Origin of the sequence: Caballeronia hypogeia, from assembly GCF_001544875.2 — a bacterium.
In the GTDB taxonomy this organism is placed as follows: Bacteria; Pseudomonadota; Gammaproteobacteria; order Burkholderiales; family Burkholderiaceae; genus Caballeronia; species Caballeronia hypogeia.
The window spans coordinates 38,988-57,063 of sequence record NZ_FCOA02000006.1 but is presented as its reverse complement, the minus strand read 5'-3'; the positions used below and the strand labels follow the sequence as shown (position 1 = coordinate 57,063).

The following is an 18,076-nucleotide window of genomic DNA, read 5'->3' as shown; positions in this document are numbered from 1 at the left end:
CTCGAACTCGCTCGGAGGCGTTTAACGCGCTTTACGGATGAAAAGCGTCGTCAGCGCGCCGACCGCGCACAAGGCGCCGACGTAGATCGCGGGCGCCATCGGGCTCGATTTCATCATCAGCGAGACGACGATCGGCGTCAGTCCGCCGAACACCGCATACGCGACGTTGTACGAAAACGAGATGCCCGAGAAGCGCACGGCGGGCGGAAACGCGTTGACCATCACGAACGGAATCGCGCCGATCACGCCGACGAAAAAGCCCGCGAGCGCGTACCACGCGAGCAGCGCGGACGCATCGATCGCGATCTGCTGGAACATCAGCCAGTACGAAACAGCCAGCGCAATGCCGCCGATGAAGATCGTCTTGCCCGCGCCGATGCGTCCTGCGAGCGCGCCCGACAGCACGCAGCCGATCGTCAGGCACAGCGTCGCGGCGCAGTTCGCCACCAGCACGGTCGCCGGCGCAATGTGGAACTGCTTCTGCAGGAGCGTGGGCGTCATCAAAATCACGACGACGATCGCCGCCGACAGCATCCACGTGAGCAGCATCGACACGATCACGGCACGGCCGTGGTCGCGCAGCACGGCCTTGAGCGGAATCTCGGCCGCGATCGCCTTGCGTTTCTGCAGTTCGGCGAACACCGGCGTCTCATGCAGCCAGCGGCGCAGATAAACCGAGCACAGGCCGAACAGGCCGCCGAGAAGGAACGGCAGGCGCCATGCGTAATCGGCGACTTCGGCGGGCACGAAAGCCTTGTTGATGGCGGTGGCGATCAGCGAGCCGAGCAGAATGCCAGCGGTGAGACCGGCGGTGAGCGTGCCGCATGCATAGCCGACGTGGCGCGCCGGCACGTGCTCCGAGACGAACACCCAGGCGCCCGGCACTTCGCCGCCGACCGCCGCGCCCTGCATCACGCGGAACAGGAGCAGCAGCACCGGCGCCATAAGGCCGATCGACGCATAAGTGGGCAGCATGCCCATCAACAGCGTGGGCACGGACATGAGCAGCACGGAGAGCGTGAACATGCGCTTGCGGCCGAGCAGGTCGCCGAAGTGCGCCATGATGATCCCGCCCAGCGGCCGAGCCAGATAACCCGCCGCGAAGATGCCGAAGGTCTGCAATTGACGCAGCCAGTCGGGAATCGACGGCGGAAAGAACAACTGGCCGATGACCGGCGCAAAGAACACGAAGATGATGAAGTCGTAGAACTCGAGCGCGCCGCCGAGCGCGGCGAGCGTGAGCGTCTTGTAATCGCCGCGCGTGAGGGCGCGGCCGGCCGCGCGCGGGGCGTCGGACAGAGGTGTTGCCTGCATCGAAAGAAAACCCGTGAGTGGAAAAGCCACGCATGACGCGCGGATAGGACGAGGCTTTGCCCTGCGGGTAGGTCAGACGCGCCGGGTGGACGCGAATCGAAGGCCCGGGCGGTGCGCTGCGCGCCACGCCAGGAACCGGACGGGCGCGGATTCTTGAGCCGCCGCCCGTCGTCCGCGCTGCGCGTTGCGACGGACAGTCGCGGCGCAGCTTGCCACGCGACGTCTCGGTAAAACGGCGGAAGCGGGAACTGTTTGAGCCAGAGGCGCGATGTTACAGGACGGAAGCCGGCTCAAAAGCGAAAAGCCGTTCTATTTTTGAGATGGTTGCGCGCATCAGACGCTGCCGGCGCGGCCTTCCAGCGCCGTCACATGCGTTGACAATTCGGATGAGTCCGATGGGAAAGGTTCACTGCTCTGCCCAGAATGCCGAGCTTGAATCCCCGTCTCTCCCGCAACGAGACGCCTGCGGTCGCCCCATCCGGGTTATCCGCTCCAATGTCCCTTGGACTCATCAGGTAAGACACTATGCGCGTCGCCGTTTTGCAAACCGACCCAAGTTATCGAAATCTCATCAGCGACGTCGTCAAACGACTCGGCCATACCTGCGTCACGTTCGGCGACGGCCTCGTGCTGTCGAAAACGCTGTCCCGCTCCACGGTCGATCTGCTGATTCTCGACTGGAATTCCACGGGCCTGTGCGGGCTCGATCTGCTGAAATCCGTGCGCTCCAGCTTCGGCGAGCGCGTGCCGGTCATGTTCGCGACGCCGGACGGCGCCGAGCACAATGTGGTCTGCGCGCTGACGGCCGGCGCGGACGACTTCGTCGTCTATCCGATCCGCCCGGGCGAGTTCGGCGCGCGCGTCGAGGCGCTGCTGCGCCGCGCGTATCCGGCGAGCTCGAATGCCTGTCTCGAAGTCGGCCCGTATCGTTTCGACGCCCGTCAGCAGACCGTCACCGTGCGCGGCAAGCCGGTGCAGCTGAGCGGCACGCAGTTCCGTCTCGCACAGCTCTTCTTCTCCAATATCGGCCGCGTGCTGTCGCGCGATCACATCTTCGCGATGGTCTGGGGCCGCGAGTTCCGCGAAACCACGCGCACCATCGACAGTCACGTCTCGCGTCTGCGTCTCGCGCTCGAAATCGAGCCGGTCAACAATTTCCGTCTGCAGCCGGTGTACAAGAGCGGCTATCGCCTGCTGCATCTCTATGACGAAGGCGAGGGCGCCGAAGACAATCTCGCCGATCCCGCCCAGATCGCCGCGTAAGGCGAATTGACTAGCGAAAAGTGCCGTCCACGCGACGGCACTTTTCATTTGCGCGCGAACTCTCTTGCGGGTGACTTAAACCTGCGGCAATTCCGGACGCGTATCGAGCACACGATGATGCCGTCGACGCCGGCCTCGATCTGCGCGTCGACATTCTTCGCGGTCCAGGCGCGGTCTATGCTGGAATCGGCGTTGAACTTGGTGGTCACGGCGGGCATGTCGCCTTCCCAGATATGCGTCACGGCAGCTGTCCGAAAGCGCTGGGACGACAGGCAGTGTAAGCACCGAACGATATGAAGTCTTGCGCGTTGCGCGCGCGCCGCGTGCAGATTTCGGCATAGTATCCGCACGCTCGTTCATGGCGCTCCTACGCATTGGGCGACTATGCCGATTTCGTCATCGAACGCGTGAAGCCGCTTCAAGACGCCCAGCGCGGGCGTTTCTAGGATAGGCGGCATGAAAACCATCGACATCATCGACTCGCATACGGGCGGCGAACCCACGCGCCTCGTGATCGCGGGCGGCCCCGATCTGGGCGGTGGCACTCTGGCGCAACGTCTCGACGCGTTCCGCACGCGCAACGACCACTGGCGCCGCGCCATGGTCACGGAGCCGCGCGGCTCGGACGTGATGGTCGGCGCGCTCCTGTGCGAACCCGACGATCCCGCGGCGGCGGCGGGCGTCATCTTCTTCAACAACGTCGGCTATCTCGGGATGTGCGGGCACGGCACGATCGGGCTGGTCGCGTCGCTGGCGCACGCGGGCAGGATCGCGCCGGGGCGGCACCGGATCGATACGCCGGTGGGTCCCGTCGATGCGACGCTCAACGAAAACGGCAGTGTCAGCGTGCGCAACGTGCCGGCGTACCGGCACCTGCGCGCGGTCACGGTGGATGTGCCGGGTCATGGCCCGCTCAGCGGCGATGTCGCGTGGGGCGGCAACTGGTTCTTTCTCGTCGCGGATCACGGGCGCGAACTCGTGCCCTCGCGCATCCCGGAGCTGACCGCATTCACCGGGGCGATCCGCGACGCGCTGCATGCGCAAGCCATCACGGGCGCTGCGGGCGCGTACATAGACCATATCGAGCTGTTCGCTGATTCAACGGTCGCGGGCGTCGACAGCCGCAACTTCGTGCTGTGCCCCGGCAGCGCCTATGACCGCTCGCCGTGCGGCACGGGAACGAGCGCCAAGCTCGCCTGCCTCGCGGCGGACGGCATGCTCGCGCCGGGGGCGGCGTGGCGCCAGGAAAGCATCATCGGCAGCGTGTTCGAGGGCAGTTATACGAAAGACGGCGACACGCTCGTGCCGACGATCACAGGCTACGCGCACATCATGGGCGAAGGGCGTCTCGTGTTCGACGAGCGCGATCCGTTCAGACGCGGCATCGACATCGGGACCGGCGCGCACGCATGAACGCGGATGTGATCGTCGTCGGCGCGGGCATCGTCGGGGCGGCGTGCGCGGCGGAACTCGCGCGGTGTGGGCTGTGCGTCGATGTGTTCGATGCACGTGGTGTCGGCGGCGGCGCGACGGCGGCGGGCATGGGCCACATCGTCGTGATGAACGATTCGCCCGCCGAGTTCGCGCTGGCCCGCGCGTCGCGTGAACTGTGGCTCGCGCTCGCGCCGCAACTGAGTGCGCGCGAGGCGTTCTCGCGTTGCGGCACGCTGTGGATCGCCGAAGACGACGAAGAGATCGACGCCGCCCGCACCATGCGCGATGCATTCGCCACGGCCGGCGTGCGCGCGCGCATGCTCGACGCTGCCGCGTTGCGCGAAGCGGAACCGGCGGTGAGCCACGCGATGCAAGGTGGCCTGCTGATCGACGACGACGCCATCGTCTACGCGCCCGCGGCGGCTCGATGGCTGCTGGCGTCGTCGCCGCGCATACGCGTATCGACGGATTGCGCCGTGCGCGTTGTAGATGCGAACGACACGCACGCCAGTGTCACCTTGTCGAACGGCGAGACGCGCACGGCCGCGCATGTGCTTATCGCGAACGGGCTCGCGGCGCCGGATCTGCTCGCGGGCGTGCCGCTCGAAGCGAAAAAAGGGCATTTGCTGATCACCGACCGCTATCCCGGCACGATCCGCCATGAACTGGTGGAGCTCGGCTATATCAAGAGCGCGCATCATGCGCGCGGCACGTCGGTGGCGTTCAACGCGCAGCCGCGCCCCACGGGCCAGGTGCTGATCGGCTCGTCGCGCCAGTTCGGCACGCTCGATTCCGCCGTCGAGCTCGATGTGCTCGGCACGATGCTCGCCCGCGCGACGCGCTATCTGCCGGGCATCGGCGCGCTCAATGCGATCCGAGCGTGGACTGGCTTTCGCGCGGCTACGCCCGACGGCCTGCCGTTGATCGGTCCGGCGCGTCATCCCGGCGACCGGCTCTGGCTCGCGGCGGGCCATGAAGGGCTCGGCGTGACCACCGCGCCCGGCACCGCGCGGCTCATCGCGGCACGGATGCTGGGCGAGCCGCTTCCCTTCGATGCCGACGCTTTCGCTCCACAACGATTCGCAGCGGAGCACGCCGATGGCTGATCTCGTGCGCGTGACCGTGGACGGGGCGCCGCTCGCGGTGCCCGCCTTTACGACCGTCGCGGCGGCGCTCGCGATGGCCGGCGTGAGCGCGACGCGGCGCTCGGCCACCGGCGCACCGCGCGCCGCGTTGTGCGGAATGGGCGTGTGCCAGGAGTGCCGCGTGAAAGTCGACGGCCGCGAACACGTGCTCGGCTGTCAGACCGTGTGCCGCGAAGGACTTTCCATCGAGACCATGCGATGAAACCCGGACACGCGGCACATGTCGATATCGCGATCGTGGGCGCGGGGCCGGCGGGCCTGAGCGCTGCGCGGGTGGCGGCGCGCGCGGGCGTGCGAGTGGCGCTCGTCGACGACAATCCGCGTCCCGGCGGGCAGATCTGGCGCCAAGGCCCGACGCTCGCGCCCGACGCGCGCCTGCGCCAGTGGCTCGACGAATCGCGCGCGTACCCGAACCTCGTCGTCATGAGCGCGGCGAAGGTCGCCGCCGCGCCCGGCGACAGGCAACTTCTGCTCGAACGCGACGGCGCGCCGCTCATGCTCGGCTATTCGAAACTGATTCTCGCGACAGGCGCGCGCGAGCGGCTGCTGCCGTTCGAAGGCTGGACCCTGCCTGGCGTGACGGGCGCGGGGGGCCTGCAGGCGCTCGTCAAGGGCGGCATGCCAGTGCGCGGCGAGCGCATCGTGATCGCGGGCAGCGGGCCGCTGCTGCTCGCCGCCGCAGATACCGCGCGTCGACACGGCGCATGCGTGCCCGCGGTCGTCGAGCAGGCGCCGGCGCTGCGCGTCGCCCGTTTTCTGGCGTCGCTCGCGCTGACGCCTCGCAAGCTGAAGCAGGCCATCGCGCTTGGCGTCGCGTGCTATCGGACGGGAAGTGTCGTCGTGAAGGCGCACGGCAGGGCGCGCGTGGAGGCGGTCACGATTCGTTCGCGCGGGCGCGAGGAGACGATCGAGGCGGAACGCGTCGCGTGCGGCTACGGGCTCGTGCCGAACGCGACGCTCGCGCTGGCGCTCGGTTGCGCGACGCAGATGAGCGACGGAGCGATCATGGTCGACGACGCTCAGCGCACGTCGCTCGACGATGTCTTCGCGGCGGGCGAATGCACTGGCATCGGCGGAATGGAACTGGCGAGCGTGGAAGGCGCGCTCGCGGCGCACGCGGCGCTCGGCAACGTAGCCGACGCGCGACTCGTGCGCGAGCGCGAACGCTGGAGCGCGTTCGCGCAGCGCGTGGCGCGCGCGTTCGAACTCGGTGCGCAGGCCCGGACGCTTCCCCCCGCCGATACCTTGCTGTGCCGCTGCGAAGACGTGCGGATCGGGGAAGTCGCCGCGCACGCGAACTGGCGCGACGCCAAGCTGCAGACGCGCTGCGGCATGGGCGCGTGTCAGGGACGCATCTGCGGCGAGGCGGCGTCGGTGTACTTCGGCTGGCCGCGCGCGGCGGCGCGTCCGCCATTCGCGCCGGTGCGTATCGACACATTGATCGCCGCGCGCGAAGCGATCGATTCGTCGGGCGGATAGTGGGGGCAGCGCCAATTTTGTCCGGCATCGCGCGCTTCTATAATCGGCGCTCACATTCATCGAGCGCTGATCACACCGCATGACGAGCACGCCTGACCTGACGGCGACTTCCGCGGTCTCCTTGCCGATCGCGCAACCTTCCGCATCGACGCTTGCGGACATGCTCGCGCATTTCGCGCTGCTCGCGCCGGTGTTCGACGCGATGCCCGACATCGTCTTCTTCGTGAAGGACCGCGACGCGCGCTACGCTATGGTCAACCGCACGCTCGCGCGCCGTTGCGGCCACAAGGACGACAAGTCGAAACTCCTCGGCAAAACGGCCGAGGACGTGTTTCCGCGCCGCTTCGGGCGCATCTACACGGCGCAGGATCAGGCGGTCATCGCACAGGGGCATCAGCTGATCGATCAACTGGAGCTGCATCTGTATCCGGGGCGCGAGCCTGGCTGGTGCATGACGTGCAAGCAGCCGCTGCATGACAAAAGCGGCAATATCGTCGGGCTGGCGGGGATTTCGCGCGACTTGCAGGCGGCCGAGGGCACACATCCGGCCTATAGCAGGCTTGCCGCAGTGGTGCAGCATATCCAGGAAAATTACGTGCAGCCGCTCAACATGCGGCAGCTCGCGCAGATGGCGAACATGTCGATTGCGCAACTGGAGCGTTACTTTCACAAGGTTTTCCATCTGACTCCGCGCCAGGTCTTGCTGAAGACCCGGCTGGACGCCGCGACCGCGTTGCTCGTCTCGAACGAGAAGGTAACCGACGTCGCCGCGTTGTGCGGCTACACCGATCACAGCGCGTTCACGCGCCAGTTCAAGGCGACCGTCGGCTTGACCCCGAGCGAGTACCGCGTGTTGCTGCAAGCGGGCTCGACGCGCCCCGATTCCGCGCGGGACGCAAACGTCTGATGGGAAATCAGGGTACGGGTGGCGTCGAAATTACACGGTCGTGCGTGTGCGGGCGGGAAGCCGGTGGGGTGCGTCGGCCGTGAAGCCCGTCAAACGGCCCTTTGCAGGCTGCCGACTCAAACCGGTCCGGTTTTTGCTCGATTAGCCTCGCCGCGACCGGGCAATTTTTCGCACCGGCGCGGCCCAAAACCGCGAGGCGTTCCGCACCGGCGCACACGCGGCGTAAATAACGGTGCGTTCGGAATTCCCGCCGCGTTTTCGTGTCAATCAGTACGCGTAGCAGCGCGCGTGGCGGCGAGACGTAGAGACCGTCGCGAGAATTCCGTTTTTGGCAGTTGAAAAGAACATCATGAACGAAGTGGCAAGACTGGGGCATATGCGGATTGTGCTGATCGAAGACGATCCCGAGAGCAGGGCATCACTGCAGATGTTGCTGGAAGAAGAAGGCGCCGAAGTCATCGCCGTGGCCGACGCCGAAGACGGCGCGCAAGCAGCGATCGAGCATCTTCCCGACGCGGTGATCTGCGATCTCGACTTACCCGAGATGGACGGTTTCTATCTCATACAACGTTTGCGGGATCACGAAATTCGCGGCAATCTGCCGCCTTCCGTGGCGATCGCGCTGACGGGACACGATGGCGAGGAATATCGCCTGCGAAGTATTGGCGAAGGTTTTCAGCATTTCATGACGAAGCCCGTGCATCCGGACCAACTCGTCACGCTGATAAAAGACGCGGCCGGAGCGCGCGTGGTGATGTGAAGCAATCGGGCCGCCGGGGAAGAGCGGCCTCGCCTTTCATGGCCTGTTACGACCGGTCGCGGTTGCGCGCCCTGGTTGCGCCCGTGATGACAGCGATGCCGAGCATGATGACGGCGACGATCATGATCGTATGTTGCGAGACATGCATCGCCACGAGCGCCCACGATACGCCGCCGATGAAAATCAGCCAGCCGATGAGGTAAATGATCAGCGTCATCGAATTCTCCTTTTTAGTTGTGTAGGTGGACGCGGTTGCCTGATTGGAAGCGCCTTATCCTTTCGATGGCCGCCCGCAAGGTTCATTCCATGCAAGGACGCGACATGAGCGGCATTGTCGAACCTGAGCCAGAGAAAGCATGCTGACCGTTCATCACCTCAACAACTCCCGCTCGCAGCGCGTCTTGTGGATGCTCGAGGAACTCGGCATCGACTACGAACTGAAGCGCTATCAACGCGACCCGCGCACGATGCTCGCGCCGGCGGAATTGCGCGCGGTGCATCCGCTCGGCAAGTCGCCGGTCGTGACCGACGGCGATCTCACGCTCGCGGAGTCCGGAGCGATCATCGAATATCTCGTGGACCGCTATGGCGAAGGCCGCTTCGCGCCGTCGCCGGGCGTGTCGCCGGAACGCGTGCGCTACAACTACTGGATGCATTACGCCGAAGGCTCGGCGATGCCGCCGCTTTTGCTCAAGCTCGTCGCGCGGCGTCTGGAGAGCGCGAAGATGCCGTTCTTCGCGAAGCCGATCGCGCGGCGCATCGCGCAGACCATGCAGAGCAGCTTCATCGATCCGCAACTTCGGCTGCACTTCGGCTATATCGATGCCGAGCTCGCGAAATCGAGCTGGTTTGCGGGCGATGACTTCAGCGCCGCCGACGTGCAGATGAGCTTCCCCCTCGAAACCGGCGGCCATCGCGCGGGCGCGAAGTCCTTGCCGCATATCCGCGCGTTTCTCGAACGCATCCACGCGCGGCCGGCGTACCAGCGCGCGCTCGAGCGCGGCGGACGTTACGACTACGCCAGCTAGCGAACAGAGCGTCGCCCCGGCCATCTGGCCGAATTGCGGACGTGTCCTGCGCGTTGCGTACAATGATCCGCACGCAATCACTCAGCGCAAAGGCGACGCATGGCCCGAATCGTTCCCGACGACTGGAAGAACCTGGAGGCGACCGGCGCGGCGGCGCGCGAACTCGAAACGCTCGCGCTCCTCGAAAAGCTGCCCGAGGATTACACGGTCTATCACGGCGTCCACTGGACGCGCGTCAACGAAGGCTTTTCGGTGTTCGGCGAGGCGGATTTCGTCGTCGTCGCGCCGTCTGGGCGCGTGCTCATGATCGAGCAGAAGGCCGGCTTCCTGCGCGAAACCAGCGCCGGGCTGGTCAAGGTCTATCTGCAAAAGGAGCGCAACGTCGCCATTCAGCTGGCGCGCACGCTCGAGAACCTGCACCGGCGTTTCACGGCGGCGTTCGGCGCGGGCACGTATCGCATCGAGGAGCTGCTGTATTGCCCGGACTACACGGTGAAGAATGCGGCGATCGCGGGCGTCTCACCCGCGCGCATCGTCGATGCCAGCCGCAAGGCGCAACTTGCGCGCGTCGTGCTGGAGATCCTGCCGCCCGATGAGGCGCGTTTCGAATCCGCCGCGCGCATCCACCATTTTCTCGCCGATGAACTCTCGCTCACGCCCGACACGAACGCGCTGGTCGGCGCGGCGAATACGCTCGTCACGCGCCTGTCGGGCGGTCTCGCCACATGGGCGCGGCGTCTCGAATTCGCGCCGTTTCGCCTGCGCGTGATCGCTACCGCCGGCGCGGGCAAGACGCAACTCGCCGTGCGCGTGATGCGCGACGCGCTCACCGCCGGCAAGAGCGTGCTCTACGTGTGCTTCAACCGGCCGCTCGCCGACCATATCCGCGCAATCGCGCCCAAAGAGGCGAAGATCGCGAACTACCATCAGCTGAGCGCGGCGGTGGCGCGCGATGCGGGCAGTCCACCCGATTTCAGCCAGCCGAACGTATTCACCACGCTCGAAGAACGCTTCGCCGCCGTGCCCGTGCCGGAGCACTGGAAGTGCGACGTGCTGATCGTTGACGAGGGGCAGGATTTTCAGGCGGCGTGGGTCGAGGCGCTGGAACGCCTGCTCAATCCGGAAGGCGCGTGGTGGTGGCTGGAAGATCCGATGCAGAACCTCTATCTGCGCGAGCCCGTGCCGCTGCCGGGCTGGACGATCCTGCGCGAATCGACCAATTATCGGAGTCCGCGGGATCTGCTCGGCTTCATCCGCAAGATCGTCGGTCCGGACGTGCGGCTCGACGCGGGCAGCCCGTTCGACGGCTCGGATGTGAGCATTTCGACCTACGAGGACGGCCATCCCGAAGAAATCGTCGAGGCGACCAAGCGCGCGATCACGCACGCGCTGTCGCTCGGCTTTCGCAAGCAGGACATCGCGGTGTTGTCGTTTCGCGGTCGCGAGGGCTCGGCGCTCACCGGCGTCGATCAGCTCGGCCCGCACCGGTTGCGTGCGTTCACCGGCACCTACGATCTCTTCGGCAACCCCGAGTATCGCGAGGGTGACGTGCTGCTGGAATCGATCTATCGCTTCAAGGGGCAATCCGCGCCGTGCGTGGTCATGACCGAAGTCGATTTCGACGCACTCGACGAGCAGGCCGCGCGCAAGATTTTCGTCGGCGCGACCCGGGCGACGATGAAGCTGATCGTGGTCGCCTCGGAACGCGCCGCCCGGGCCATCGAAGCGCTGTAGTCACGCATGGCTGTCATCGGCACCGAACCTTCCCTGCGCGCACACGCTGCGCGCCCGTGGTTTCGCCGTCTGTGGTACGCGGCGCTGCTCGCGCTCGCCATCGCGCCGCCCATCGGCGCGGTCGGCTACATGCTCTATTCGGGGCTGCTCGCGCGCGAGACGCATCGGCTGGTCCTGCCGAATGACGTGTACTGGGACGCCGCGCAGTTCCAGCTCGCCTACGAGCGCTTCGAGAATCATGTGCTGCTGTACCGCAACGGTATCGACGAAGACGCCGACGCGGTGCGCGCCACTTTCCGCATGTTGCGCGCGCGCCTCGAGCAGGTCGCGGATGCGCCCGTGCTCATCGAAGGGCACGAAGCGCTGTTCAACCGGCAGCGCGAAATCCTGCGGCAGGTGCAGACCGCGCTCGATTCCATCCAGGCCGATGTCGAACGGCTTCACACCGAGCGCCAGCGCACGCTGCGGGTGATCGGAGTGTTGCGCCAGAATGCGGCCGTCGTCGCGGAGCTGGCGAGCGGGCGGCGCCTCATGGATGTGGCCGAGCGCGAGGCGATCGTGCGCGACTTCGAGGCGAAGCGCCGCTATCTGATCTATGGCGGCATCGTGCTCGGGCTGCTGTCCGCCGCCGCGACCGCGCTGCTGCTTTTCAACGGCTATCGGCGCACGCGCCTCATCGAGCAGCAGCGCGCGGCGCTCGTGGCCGAGCATCAGGCTACGCGCGCGGCGCGTGAGGCCGGCGTCGCGAAAGACACGTTCCTCGGCATGATCAGCCACGAACTGCGCACGCCGCTGCACGCGATCGTCTCGTCGGTCGAACTGCTGGGCCTGAACGCGCGCGGCGACGCCGACCGCAAGATCATGCAGCGGCTCGAAAGCGGCGCGCGTCATCTCGAAGCGCAGATGCGCGACCTGACCGACTACGCGCGGCTAGGCGCGGGCAAGCTGGAATTGCGCATGGCGGTGTTCGATCCGGTGGAGCTGCTCGAATCCATCGTCGATGCGAACACGCCCGCCGCGAGCGCCAAGGGACTCCAATTGCGCGGAGACTACGCGGGCGAGCGCGGGCCGATGGAATCGGACCCGCATCGCGTCCGGCAGATCGTCACGAATCTCGTGACCAACGCGATCAAATACACGGAAGCCGGTTCCATCGACGTGCATTTCGCGCGCACCGAAAAGCGCCTCGATATTTCGGTGATCGACACCGGCCCCGGCATTTCCCGCGAGCAATTGCCGCTCATCTTCCAGGAATTCACCCAACTGGATTCGTCGAGCACGCGGCGCTTCGACGGCGCCGGCATGGGCCTCGCAGTCGTGCGCGGGCTCGTCGATCTGCTCGGCGGCACGATCGAGGTGTCGAGCGAAGTGGGACAGGGCGCGGCGTTTCGCGTGAGCCTGCCGGCGGTGTCGGTCGAGCATCTGCCCGAGCGCGGCGAGCAGGAGGCCGAGGCGCCCGAGTCGCGCCGATCGCGCGTGCTCGTGATCGACGACCACGAAGCGATCCGCGATTCGCTCTGCGAGATGCTCACGCATCTGGGTTATGCGACGGTCGCGCAGCCGGACGTGGACAGCGCGCTCGCCTGGCTGCGCGCCAACGACGCCGACGTGATCCTCGCGGACCTGCACATGCCGGGCAAGGACGGCTATTCGTTCGCGAACGAATACCGCGCACGCAGCGCACCGGGTGCGAGCGTGCCGATCATCGCGGTGAGCGCATACGCGCCCGAACTGGTGGACCCGAGCGCGGCGGTGCTGTTCTTCGACTATCTGCTGAAGCCGGTGCGCTACGAGGTGCTGAAGGGCGCCGTGCACCGTGCGGTGACGGTGCGCCGCCGCGTGGCCTGAACGCGCTTAGCTGCGCATCAGCCGCTTGGAGAGATCCGCGACGAGAATGCCGAGTCGCGCGGGTTTTTCGAAGCATGTCACGTTGTAGTCGCGGATGACCTGGCTGATCTCCGATTCACTCGCCTTGCCCGTGGTCAGCTCGCCGGTGAGTACGAAGATAGGCGCGTCCGGATTGTCGGACTCGCGCACCGTGCGGATCGCGCCCGCCGAGGTATGCACGCCGAACAGCCAGTCGATCACCACGGCGTCGAAAACCTGCGACTGCAGCGCTTCCAGAAAGGCATCGAGACCGTAGAAGGCCATCGCCGTGAAGCCGGTGGCTTCGAGATAGTCGTGGAGGTTGTCGGCGGAGGCGTGATCGTCGTCGACCACGGCGATCACCGGCTTGTCGGTGTCGGGGCGGCGCGGCTGAATCTCGATCTTGTGGACATCGCTTGCCTCGTGCAGCAGCACGCCTTCATGCTTGGACACGACCCAGCGGGCGTTGAGCTTCTGCGCGATGAAATCCGGCCGGCTGCCTGCTTCCAGCGCGTTGCCGACCCACGCCATGCAGGGAATCTCCACCGAGCCGAGTTTCAGGACGGCGTCGTGCGCGGTGCCTTCGGTTTCGTCGGGGCGCGCGTTGATCGAATCGAACAGCTTGAGCGCGGGCTCCTCGAAGGCGTCGGCCACGCGGCGGATCTGCGCGAGCGTCCACGGGCTGTTGCCGCGCAGTTTGCGATGGCCTTGCGAAAAGCTCAGATCGAGAATGCGGCACAACTCGGCGGTTTGCTGCCGCTTGCCGATGCCGTGACGGGCCATGAGCTCGCGCACGCGTTCGGCGACGGCGAGTGATTCCGAAGAAGACGTTTCAGTGACCATACAGCCAGTCGGATGCCTGAGGGTGGGCCTGCGGGAGGGAAGGGATTTCGGCGCGTCTGGCGGTCCATGCGCAGTCGATTCGATATTGTAAATGGCGCGGACCCGCGCACTCAAAATGACCTGCGCGGGTCCGGCTAATGTGTTGATTATTTTGATGAATCGGCGTGAAAACCGAAGGCGGTCGCGTTATGCGAATGCCGCCGCGCGTTCGCGCACGGGTGCTTGCGAGACGGGAATTTCGTCGAGGAGCGTGGAGAGCTGGTCGTGCGCCTGGCCGCCGCTGAACTCGCGCAGCGTAGCGAGCAGGGTGCGCCACGGCGCGGGCCAGCGGGTTTCGCGTACGCATCGGCCGTTGGCGTCAGTGATGCGCAGCAGCGTGGTATCGGGAAAGTAGGTCAACGTGACGGGCATTCCGTCGAGAACACAGGTCGCGGTACAGGCTTTCGGTGTGAACATGCTTTTTTGAGTAAATGGTTGCGGTGCGCCTTAGTGCGCGTCGGTCTTGTCGAACGGGTGTTCGCTTGAGCAATGCTCGTGCCTGCTCCCGCCGTATCGGCTCGCTTGTTTCGCTAAAGCGCGCGTCGCCGGTGAAAGTTAGCGATTTTTGAATGGAGTATTGCTGGATTTCACGACAATTGGCCGCTTTGTTCAGCGTACACTCCAACCCAATATCGAATGGAGGTTGCTGTGTTGCTCGCTGTCTTGCTGATTTGTCCGCTGGGCGTTGCCGGGCTTTTCGCGTTTGCCCGCTTCGCCGATCGTAATTTTCGCGATTCGCTGCCCGCGCCGCGTCGGGCTTTCCTCGAAGCGAAAATCACCGCCGCGCGTTCCGCCCGGGTGCTCCGCAAGGAACCTTCGCGCATCGGCTAATCCGGCGCCCGATCCGCTTTTGCTATCGAACGATCGCCCTTTCGAATTGTTGCGCTATTGGCGCGGGACTATAGTCGCTTTCACGGCATAGAGCCCCAAAGCAACGAACAACGAAAGGAGACGAACTGATGAATCGTATCGACCTGGCGAATCGCGTCGTGATCGTGACCGGCGGCGCGCGCGGCATCGGCCTCGCGGTGGCTGAGCGGGCGCTTGAATCGGGCGCCGACGTGGCACTGTGGGATGTCGATGGAGAACGCCTCGCGCGCACCAGCGCCGAACTCTCGGCGAAGCACCGCGAGCGCAAGGTGAGCGACGCGGTCGTCGAGCTGACCGAGGAAGCATCCGTCGATGCCGCCGCGAAGCAGACGCTCGCGGCGCATGGCCGGATCGACGTGCTGGTCAACAACGCCGGCATCACCGGCGGCAACGGCACAACCTGGGAGCTCGCGCCGGACGTCTGGCGCCGCGTGATCGACGTCAATCTCATCGGTCCTTATCTGACCTGCCGCGCGGTCGTGCCGCACATGCTGAAAGGGGGCTACGGGCGCATCGTCAATGTCGCGTCGATTGCGGGCAAGGAAGGCAATCCGAACGCCTCGCATTACAGCGCCTCGAAGGCCGGGCTGATCGGGCTCACGAAGTCGCTCGGCAAGGAACTGGCCGGCAAGAACATCCTCGTCAACGCGGTGACGCCCGCCGCCGCCAAAACCGAAATCTTCGATTCGATGTCGCAGCAGCACATCGACTACATGCTCTCCAAGATTCCGATGAACCGTTTCCTGATGCCGCAGGAAGCCGCGTCGCTGATCCTGTGGCTCGCCTCCGAGGACTGCGCGTTCAGCACGGGCGCGGTGTTCGATCTGTCCGGCGGACGGGCGACTTACTAATCGCGAAGGCTTGCCGGGAGAGGAACATGAACGTTTCCGCACACGCGGAAGGCGCCGTCACGTCACGCGTGATGCGCCGGCTGCTGCCATTCCTGCTGCTCATGTACGTGCTCGCGTTTCTGGACCGCGCGAACATAGGCTTTGCGCAAAAGGCGCTGCAGCAGGACACCGGTCTGACGAACGCCGCCTTCGCCTTCGGGGCGGGCGTATTCTTCGTCGGCTATGCAATCTTCGAAGTGCCGAGCAATCTGCTGTTGCATCGCGTTGGCGCGAAGCTGTGGATGTGCCGCATCATGGTGACCTGGGGCCTCGTTTCGGCGGGCATGGCGTTCGCGCACAGCGCCACGACGTTCTACACGCTGCGCTTCCTGCTGGGCGTGGCGGAGGCGGGCTTCTTTCCGGGCATCGTCTATTACCTGACGCGCTGGTTTCCGCAATCGTCGCGGGCGCGCGCCCTTGGCGTGTTTTACTTCGGCGCGCCGCTCGCGTTCATTTTCGGCGCGCCGCTGTCCGGCCTGTTGCTCGATCTGCACGGCGCGCTCGGCCTGAAGGGCTGGCAGTGGCTGTTTCTGGTCGAGGGGCTGCTGGCGTCGATCGTCGGCGTCTGGGCGTTCTGGTATCTCGACGACGAGCCCGCGAAAGCGCGCTGGCTCACGCCATCGCAACGCGCGCGGCTCGTCGCCCGCCTCGACGACGACGCGCGCGCCGCATCCGCGCACGGACCGCGCAGCGTGCTCGCCGCGCTCTTCGATGCGCGCGTGCTCGTGCTCTGCTGCGTCTACTTTCTGATTCAGGCGGCCGTGTACGGCGTGGTCTTCTATCTGCCGCAGCAGGTCGCGGCGCTGCTCGGCACGAAGGTCGGGCTGCGCGTCGGGCTCGTGACGGCGTTGCCGTGGGTCGCCGCCGTGCTCGTCACGTGGATCGTGCCGCGCTACGCCGACCACACCGGCAAGCACCGCGTCTGCGCGGTCGCGCTGCTCGTCATGTCGGGCGTGGCGATCGCGGTGTCCGGGCTCGCGTCCATGCCGATCGTGTCGCTTATCGCGCTGTGCTGCGCGGCGAGCGGCTTCATCGCCGCGCAGCCGCTGTTCTGGACCTTCCCGACGCGCTATCTGACGGGCGCGGCCGCCGCCGCCGGCATCGCGCTCATCAATTCGCTGGGCGGCCTGGGCGGCTTCTTCGCGCCGATGGCCCGCACCGCCGCCGAAGCCGCGCTCCACTCGTCGAGCGCCGGCCTCATGGTGCTCGCCGGCGCGAGCGTGCTGGCGGCGCTCGTGATCGTCCTGCTCGTACGCCCCCACGCAAGCCAACCTATTGCCGACGGAAAAGCCGTCGAAGCTTCGTAAAAAACCAGGAGCCACACCATGTCCATGCCCACGATTCGCCAGGTACGCGCGTTCACCGTTCGCGGCGGCGGCGCCGACTATCACGACCAGGGCGCCGATCACTGGATCGACGACCACATCGCCACGCCGATGGCGCGTTATCCCGAATATCGCCAGAGCCGCCAGTCTTTCGGGCTGAACGTGCTCGGCTCGCTGGTCGTCGAGATCGAGGCGAGCGACGGCACGGTCGGCTTCGCGGTGACGACCGGCGGCGAGATCGGCGCGTTCATCGTCGAGAAGCATCTGGCGCGCTTCATCGAAGGGCAGCGCGTGACCGACATCGAAAAGATGTGGGATCAGATGTTCAACGCGACGCTGTATTACGGGCGCAAGGGCATCGTGCTGAACGCGATTTCGGGCGTGGATCTGGCGCTGTGGGATTTGCTCGCGAAGGTGCGCAAGGAGCCCGTGTTCCATCTGCTCGGCGGCCCGGTGCGCGACGAACTGCAGTTTTATGCGACCGGCGCGCGGCCCGATCTCGCGAAGCAGATGGGTTTCATCGGCGGAAAAATGCCCTTGCAGCACGGTCCGGCGGAAGGCGAGGAAGGGCTCGCGAAAAACATCGCGAAGCTCGCTGACATGCGCTCGAAAGTCGGTGACGACTTCTGGCTGATGTTCGACTGCTGGATGAGCCTCGATCTCAACTACGCGAAACGTCTCGCCACGGCTGCGCACGAATACGGCCTCAAGTGGCTGGAGGAAACGCTGCCGCCCGACGATTACTGGGGCTATGCCGAACTGCGCCGTTCGGTGCCGCGCGGCATGATGGTGACGACGGGCGAGCACGAAGCCACGCGCTGGGGCTTTCGCATGCTCTTCGAGATGGGCTGCGCCGATCTCGTGCAGCCGGATGTCGGCTGGTGCGGCGGCATCACGGAGCTCATCAAGATTTCCGCGCTCGCGGACGCGCACAACGTGCTGGTCGTGCCGCACGGCTCGTCGGTGTACAGCTATCACTTCGTCGTGACGCGCCATAACTCGCCGTTCGCCGAGTTCCTGATGATGGCGCCCAAGGCCGATCAGGTCGTGCCGATGTTCACGCCCTTGCTGCTCGACGAGCCCGTGCCCGTGAACGGCCGCATGAAGGTGCCGGAGACGCCCGGTTTCGGCGTGCGGCTGAATCCGGAGTGCGCGCTGACGCGTCCTTACACGCATTGA

The 18,076-nt window shown here is 65.9% G+C and carries 18 protein-coding genes and 1 pseudogene; 14 read left to right on the top strand and 5 right to left on the bottom strand.

Features of this window, described 5'->3' with window-relative positions; all coding sequences use genetic code 11:
- Positions 1-21: 21 nt before the first annotated feature.
- Positions 22-1,314 (bottom strand): MFS transporter, encoded by a 1,293-nt coding sequence (locus AWB79_RS12055; RefSeq protein ID WP_061167659.1) that lies wholly within the window; start codon positions 1,312-1,314, stop codon positions 22-24.
- 525 nt (positions 1,315-1,839) lie between these two features.
- Here AWB79_RS12055 and AWB79_RS12050 point away from each other — a divergent pair.
- Entirely contained in the window at positions 1,840-2,577 is a 738-nt protein-coding gene (locus AWB79_RS12050) for a response regulator transcription factor (RefSeq protein WP_061167658.1), read from the top strand.
- A 107-nt stretch (positions 2,578-2,684) separates the two neighbouring features.
- On the opposite strand, the pseudogene AWB79_RS12045 reads toward AWB79_RS12050, so the two are convergent.
- Positions 2,685-2,819 (bottom strand): annotated as a pseudogene (locus tag AWB79_RS12045) (dihydrodipicolinate synthase family protein); the annotation flags it as partial.
- Between the two features lie 214 nt (positions 2,820-3,033).
- Between AWB79_RS12045 and AWB79_RS12040 the strand changes: the two are divergent.
- From AWB79_RS12040 to AWB79_RS12015, 6 genes are all read left to right on the top strand, one after another.
- Positions 3,034-3,990, top strand: coding sequence for a 4-hydroxyproline epimerase (locus tag AWB79_RS12040; protein ID WP_061167656.1), 957 nt, complete (start codon positions 3,034-3,036; stop codon positions 3,988-3,990).
- Positions 3,987-5,117, top strand: a complete 1,131-nt coding sequence (locus tag AWB79_RS12035) for an NAD(P)/FAD-dependent oxidoreductase (protein ID WP_061167655.1) — start codon at positions 3,987-3,989, stop codon at positions 5,115-5,117. Before AWB79_RS12040 ends, AWB79_RS12035 begins: the two co-directional genes overlap by 4 nt.
- Complete coding sequence (locus AWB79_RS12030) at positions 5,110-5,358, top strand: (2Fe-2S)-binding protein (RefSeq protein WP_061167654.1); 249 nt, start codon at positions 5,110-5,112, stop codon at positions 5,356-5,358. Before AWB79_RS12035 ends, AWB79_RS12030 begins: the two co-directional genes overlap by 8 nt.
- A complete protein-coding gene (locus tag AWB79_RS12025; RefSeq protein ID WP_061167653.1) occupies positions 5,355-6,635 on the top strand; it encodes an NAD(P)/FAD-dependent oxidoreductase in 1,281 nt (426 codons plus the stop codon). The genes AWB79_RS12030 and AWB79_RS12025 overlap by 4 nt, the downstream gene beginning before the upstream one ends.
- A 160-nt stretch (positions 6,636-6,795) precedes the next feature.
- A complete protein-coding gene (locus tag AWB79_RS12020; protein WP_061167824.1) occupies positions 6,796-7,542 on the top strand; it encodes an AraC family transcriptional regulator in 747 nt (248 codons plus the stop codon).
- A 349-nt stretch (positions 7,543-7,891) separates the two neighbouring features.
- Entirely contained in the window at positions 7,892-8,302 is a 411-nt protein-coding gene (locus AWB79_RS12015) for a response regulator (protein ID WP_061167652.1), read from the top strand.
- Positions 8,303-8,348: 46 nt separating this feature from the next.
- Here the strand turns inward: AWB79_RS12015 and AWB79_RS40050 are convergent, their stop codons facing one another.
- On the bottom strand, positions 8,349-8,519 hold the full coding sequence (locus tag AWB79_RS40050) for a hypothetical protein (RefSeq protein WP_198399013.1): 171 nt from the start codon (positions 8,517-8,519) through the stop codon (positions 8,349-8,351).
- Positions 8,520-8,658: 139 nt separating this feature from the next.
- Here AWB79_RS40050 and AWB79_RS12010 point away from each other — a divergent pair, with 139 nt between their 5' ends.
- From AWB79_RS12010 to AWB79_RS12000, 3 genes are all read left to right on the top strand, one after another.
- Positions 8,659-9,330: a glutathione S-transferase family protein gene (locus tag AWB79_RS12010; protein WP_061167651.1), complete on the top strand. Its 672-nt coding sequence runs from the start codon at positions 8,659-8,661 to the stop codon at positions 9,328-9,330.
- A 99-nt stretch (positions 9,331-9,429) separates the two neighbouring features.
- Positions 9,430-11,064 (top strand): ATP-binding domain-containing protein, encoded by a 1,635-nt coding sequence (locus AWB79_RS12005; protein ID WP_061167650.1) that lies wholly within the window; start codon positions 9,430-9,432, stop codon positions 11,062-11,064.
- Positions 11,065-11,070: 6 nt separating this feature from the next.
- Positions 11,071-12,912 carry an ATP-binding response regulator gene (locus AWB79_RS12000; RefSeq protein ID WP_061167649.1) on the top strand — a complete coding sequence of 614 codons (1,842 nt, stop codon included), beginning with the start codon at positions 11,071-11,073 and terminating at the stop codon, positions 12,910-12,912.
- Positions 12,913-12,918: 6 nt separating this feature from the next.
- Here AWB79_RS12000 and AWB79_RS11995 read toward each other — a convergent pair whose 3' ends face one another.
- Both AWB79_RS11995 and AWB79_RS11990 read right to left on the bottom strand, forming a co-directional pair.
- A complete protein-coding gene (locus AWB79_RS11995; protein ID WP_061167648.1) occupies positions 12,919-13,773 on the bottom strand; it encodes a helix-turn-helix domain-containing protein in 855 nt (284 codons plus the stop codon).
- A 186-nt stretch (positions 13,774-13,959) separates the two neighbouring features.
- Positions 13,960-14,229 (bottom strand): hypothetical protein, encoded by a 270-nt coding sequence (locus tag AWB79_RS11990; RefSeq protein ID WP_061167647.1) that lies wholly within the window; start codon positions 14,227-14,229, stop codon positions 13,960-13,962.
- 231 nt (positions 14,230-14,460) lie between these two features.
- Between AWB79_RS11990 and AWB79_RS11985 the strand changes: the two genes are divergently transcribed.
- The 4 genes from AWB79_RS11985 to rhmD all read left to right on the top strand — a co-directional run bounded on the left by AWB79_RS11985 (position 14,461) and on the right by rhmD (position 18,076).
- Positions 14,461-14,643 (top strand): hypothetical protein, encoded by a 183-nt coding sequence (locus AWB79_RS11985; protein ID WP_198399012.1) that lies wholly within the window; start codon positions 14,461-14,463, stop codon positions 14,641-14,643.
- 128 nt (positions 14,644-14,771) lie between these two features.
- Complete coding sequence (locus AWB79_RS11980; protein ID WP_061167645.1) at positions 14,772-15,533, top strand: SDR family NAD(P)-dependent oxidoreductase; 762 nt, start codon at positions 14,772-14,774, stop codon at positions 15,531-15,533.
- A gap of 26 nt (positions 15,534-15,559) precedes the next feature.
- The gene (locus tag AWB79_RS11975; RefSeq protein WP_061167644.1) at positions 15,560-16,879 is read left to right on the top strand and encodes an MFS transporter; all 1,320 of its coding nucleotides are present in this window, start codon (positions 15,560-15,562) and stop codon (positions 16,877-16,879) included.
- An 18-nt stretch (positions 16,880-16,897) separates the two neighbouring features.
- Positions 16,898-18,076, top strand: coding sequence for an L-rhamnonate dehydratase (rhmD, locus tag AWB79_RS11970; RefSeq protein ID WP_061167643.1), 1,179 nt, complete (start codon positions 16,898-16,900; stop codon positions 18,074-18,076).